Source organism: Stenotrophomonas pictorum JCM 9942, assembly GCF_001310775.1.
Lineage (GTDB): Bacteria > Pseudomonadota > Gammaproteobacteria > Xanthomonadales > Xanthomonadaceae > Stenotrophomonas > Stenotrophomonas pictorum.
Genome location: NZ_BAZI01000255.1, coordinates 1 through 3,916 on the forward strand (window position 1 = coordinate 1; position 3,916 = coordinate 3,916).

A 3,916-nucleotide genomic window follows, 5' to 3' on the forward strand; every position below is an offset into this window, starting at 1 on the left:
CCGGTGGCAGCGGCGCCAGCGGCGCGTACCTCGGCAGCAACAGCAGCAATTTCGCCCATTTCCTGGGCGGCTGGTTCGCGCACAACACCCGGGTGAGCCGCAATCTGGCGCCCGAAATCGCCGGCCTGACGGCGCGCTACGCCAGTCCCGCCAGCGCCGCCGGTGTTGCCGTCGTCCCGCAATTTTCGAGCGGCTGCGCCAGCTCCTCCCACTTCGATGCCGCCGGCCGCGCCGCGATCAACCTTGCCGGGACCAGCGGCTGCGGTTCGCCGCCCACCCGGCGTCCGGCAGCTACCTGTTCCTCAGCGCCAGCACCCCGCCAGTGCTGCGCTCTCCGACCACCACGATGTGCTGCTGATCTCCGATGGCGGCACGCTGGTACGCACGCCGGCGGCGCACATCGCCCAGGTCGGCCGCAACACGCAGGGCGTGACCCTGATGCGCGTGCAGGCCGGCGAGAAGCTGCAGGCGATCGAGCGGCTGGATGTCTCGCTGGACGACGCCGATGCCGAATCAATTACGAGCGTCGACGCGGACAGCAGGGGCGAACAGTCGTAGCCTGCGCGGGCGGGGTCGGCAGTAACAATACCGGCATCGTCCCCGCCATCAAACGCGCTTACCTCTGGGCACCTTCGGGTGCCCAGATCATTTGCGGGCCGCGAAAAGCCGTCCGGACAGCCATATAGATCTCAAATCGAATTCAAATATCAGGTGATATACATTACCGTGGGAGTGACCTTTCGCTAGATCGATGACCTTGAACTTCCCCGACTGGAGTCCGTACATGTATTACAGCAGTGGCAATTACGAAGCCTTCGCCCGCCCGCGCAAGCCAGACGGGGTCGACGGCAAATCCGCATGGTTCGTCGGCTCCGGCCTGGCCTCGCTGGCCGGCGCCGCCTTCCTGATCCGCGATGGCCAGATGCCGGGCGAGCGCATCACCATCCTGGAGCGCATCGACGTGCCGGGCGGCGCACTGGATGGACTTGAGAAGCCGGACAAGGGCTTCGTGATCCGCGGCGGCCGCGAGATGGAGAACCATTTCGAATGCCTGTGGGATCTGTTCCGCAGCATTCCGTCGCTGGAAGTCGAGGGGGCCAGCGTGCTCGACGAGTTCTACTGGCTGAACAAGGACGACCCCAATTTCTCCCTGCAGCGCGCCACCATCGAACAGGGCAAGCCTGCGCCCGACATGGGCAAGTTCACGCTCAGCAAGGCCGCGCAGAAGGACATGCTCAAGGTCTTCATGGCCACGCGCGAGGAGATGGAGAACAAGCGCATCAACGAGGTGTTCGGTGAGGACTTCCTCGCCAGCAACTTCTGGATGTACTGGCGCACCATGTTCGCGTTCGAAGAGTGGCATTCGGCGCTGGAAATGAAGCTCTATCTGCACCGCTTCATCCACCACATCGGCGGTCTGGCGGATCTTTCCGCGTTGAAGTTCACCCGCTTCAACCAGTACGAATCGCTGGTGCTGCCATTGGTGAAGTGGTTGAAGGACCAGGGCGTGGTGTTCCAGTACTGCACCGAGGTGACAGATGTCGATTTCGACATCGATGCCACCAACGGACGCAAGCAGGCCACGCGCATCCACTGGAACCGCGACGGCCAGCCCGGTGGCATGGCACTCGGCCCCGATGACCTGTTGTTCATGACCATCGGCTCGCTGGTGGAAAACAGCAACGAGGGCGACCATAAGACCGCGGCGCTGCTGGACGAAGGCCCGGCACCGGCTTGGGATCTGTGGCGGCGCATCGCGGCCAAGGATCCGTCGTTCGGGCGGCCCGACGTGTTCGGCACGCACATTCCGGAGACCAAATGGGAATCCGCCACCATCACCACGCTGGACGCGCGCATCCCGAAGTACATCGAGAAGATCGCCAAGCGCGACCCGTTCAGCGGCAAGGTGGTGACCGGCGGGATTGTCACCGCCAAGGATTCCAGCTGGCTGCTGAGCTGGACGGTGAACCGCCAGCCGCACTTCAAGAAGCAGCCCAAGGACCAGGTCGTGATCTGGTTCTATGGCCTGTTCGCGGACGTGCCGGGGGATTACGTCAAGAAGCCGATGCAGGACTGCACCGGCGAGGAAATCACCCAGGAATGGCTGTATCACATGGGTGTGCCGGTTGAGGACATCGCGGAGCTTGCAGCCACGGGAGCCAACACCGTGCCGGTGATGATGCCGTACATCACCGCCTTCTTCATGCCGCGTCAAGCCGGTGATCGCCCTGACGTGGTGCCAGCGGGCGCTGTGAACTTCGCATTCATCGGCCAGTTCGCGGAGTCGAAGCAACGCGACTGTATCTTCACCACCGAGTACTCGGTGCGCACGCCGATGGAAGCGGTCTACACGCTGTTGGGCATTGAACGCGGCGTGCCGGAAGTGTTCAATTCCACCTACGACATCCGCACCCTGCTGGATGCACTGCACCAGCTGCGCGATGGCGAAGAATTGGCGTTGCCGGGCCCGTCGTTCCTGCGCGACCGCGTGTTGGCCAGGCTCGACCGCACCGAGATCGGTGCATTGCTCCACGACGCCGGCCTGCTGGCCGGGGAGGACGCATGAACATGACACAGGACACCACAAAGACCGTCGCCTCGCCCTCCGGCCTGCAGCGAGTGACCGTGCTGGGCACTGGCGTGCTCGGCGCGCAGATCGCCTTCCAGTGCGCCTTTCACGGCAAGAGCGTCACGGCGTACGACATTGACGCAGCAGCGCTGGAGCGTGCCCGCGACGCCCTGACGCGATTGGCTCAGACATATGCCGCCGACCTGCCGGGGACGACGCCCGAGGCGACCACCAGGGTCGCGGCGGCCATCGCACTGAGCAGCGACCTTGCGCAGGCCGTGCGCGACGCGGACCTGGTAATTGAAGCGGTGCCGGAGAAGCTGGAACTCAAGCGCTCAGTCTATGCCGAACTCGCCAGGCTGGCGCGCGAAGGCACCATCTTCGCCACCAACTCCTCCACGCTGCTGCCCAGTGCATTCGCGGATGCGACGGGCCGGCCGGAGAAGTTCCTGGCGTTGCATTTCGCCAATCACATCTGGCGCCAGAACACAGCGGAAGTGATGGGTACGCCGCAGACCGATCCTGAGGTGTTCGAGCAGGTGGCGCGCTTCGCTGCGGAAATCGGCATGGAACCGATCCGACTGCACAAGGAGCAGCCGGGTTACGTGCTGAATTCGCTGCTGGTGCCGTTGCTCAACGCGGCCGCCGCCTTGTTGTTGAAAGGTGTGGCGAGTCCGGAGGACATCGACAAGACCTGGCGAATCGGGACCGGCGCCAAGCTGGGGCCGTTCCAGATCTACGACATTGTCGGCCTGCGCACGGCGTACAACATCGCAAGCGCAAATCCCGCAACGCAGGGCTGGGCCGAATATCTCAAGGTGAACTACATCGACAAGGGTCGCCTGGGCGCCGGTGCGGGGGGTGGCTTCTACGATGATTGACGCCATGTCCGCCGCCCGTGCGTGCTCCGTCGGGAACGGTCACCGCACGCTGACGGCGTCCTGTGCAAGGCGGTGGCATACTGCCGCCCCGTCGCGCCGGAGCCGGCCGTGAGCCAAGCCCAACGCCACGCACGTCCGCTCAACCGCAGTGAATCGCAGGTCCGCACGCGCGCGGCGCTGCTGGATGCCGCCGAGGCGCTGATCGTGGAGCACTCGATCCCGGCGCTGTCGCTGCGCGCCGTCTGCACGCGTGCCGGCTATACGCAGGGGGCCTTCTACTCCAACTTCGCCGATCGCGAGGAGCTGCTGCTGGAGGTGATGGAGCGCAACCTCGAACAGAAGGCCGCCAGCCTGGAGCAGATGCTGGCGACTGCGGCGACGCAGGTCTCGACGGCACCCTGGCGTGCATCCTGGATTGGCTGGACACCATCCACCATCGGGGCGAATGGGCGCGCATCGCCATGGA

Annotated in this window: 3 protein-coding genes and 1 pseudogene; all 4 read left to right on the forward strand. The window is 64.7% G+C overall.

What is annotated here, in order from left to right; genetic code table 11:
* Positions 1-345: 345 nt before the first annotated feature.
* Positions 346-558: pseudogene (locus tag JCM9942_RS11880) on the forward strand (DNA gyrase C-terminal beta-propeller domain-containing protein); the annotation flags it as partial.
* Between the two features lie 226 nt (positions 559-784).
* Positions 785-2,566 carry an oleate hydratase gene (locus tag JCM9942_RS11885; protein ID WP_016448219.1) on the forward strand — a complete coding sequence of 594 codons (1,782 nt, stop codon included), beginning with the start codon at positions 785-787 and terminating at the stop codon, positions 2,564-2,566.
* Entirely contained in the window at positions 2,563-3,450 is an 888-nt protein-coding gene (locus JCM9942_RS11890) for a 3-hydroxyacyl-CoA dehydrogenase (RefSeq protein WP_016448220.1), read from the forward strand. The genes JCM9942_RS11885 and JCM9942_RS11890 overlap by 4 nt, the downstream gene beginning before the upstream one ends.
* Before the next feature lie 108 nt (positions 3,451-3,558).
* Positions 3,559-3,916, forward strand: a 358-nt coding sequence (locus tag JCM9942_RS11895) for a TetR/AcrR family transcriptional regulator (protein WP_172675106.1), incomplete at its 3' end; no start/stop codon positions are given.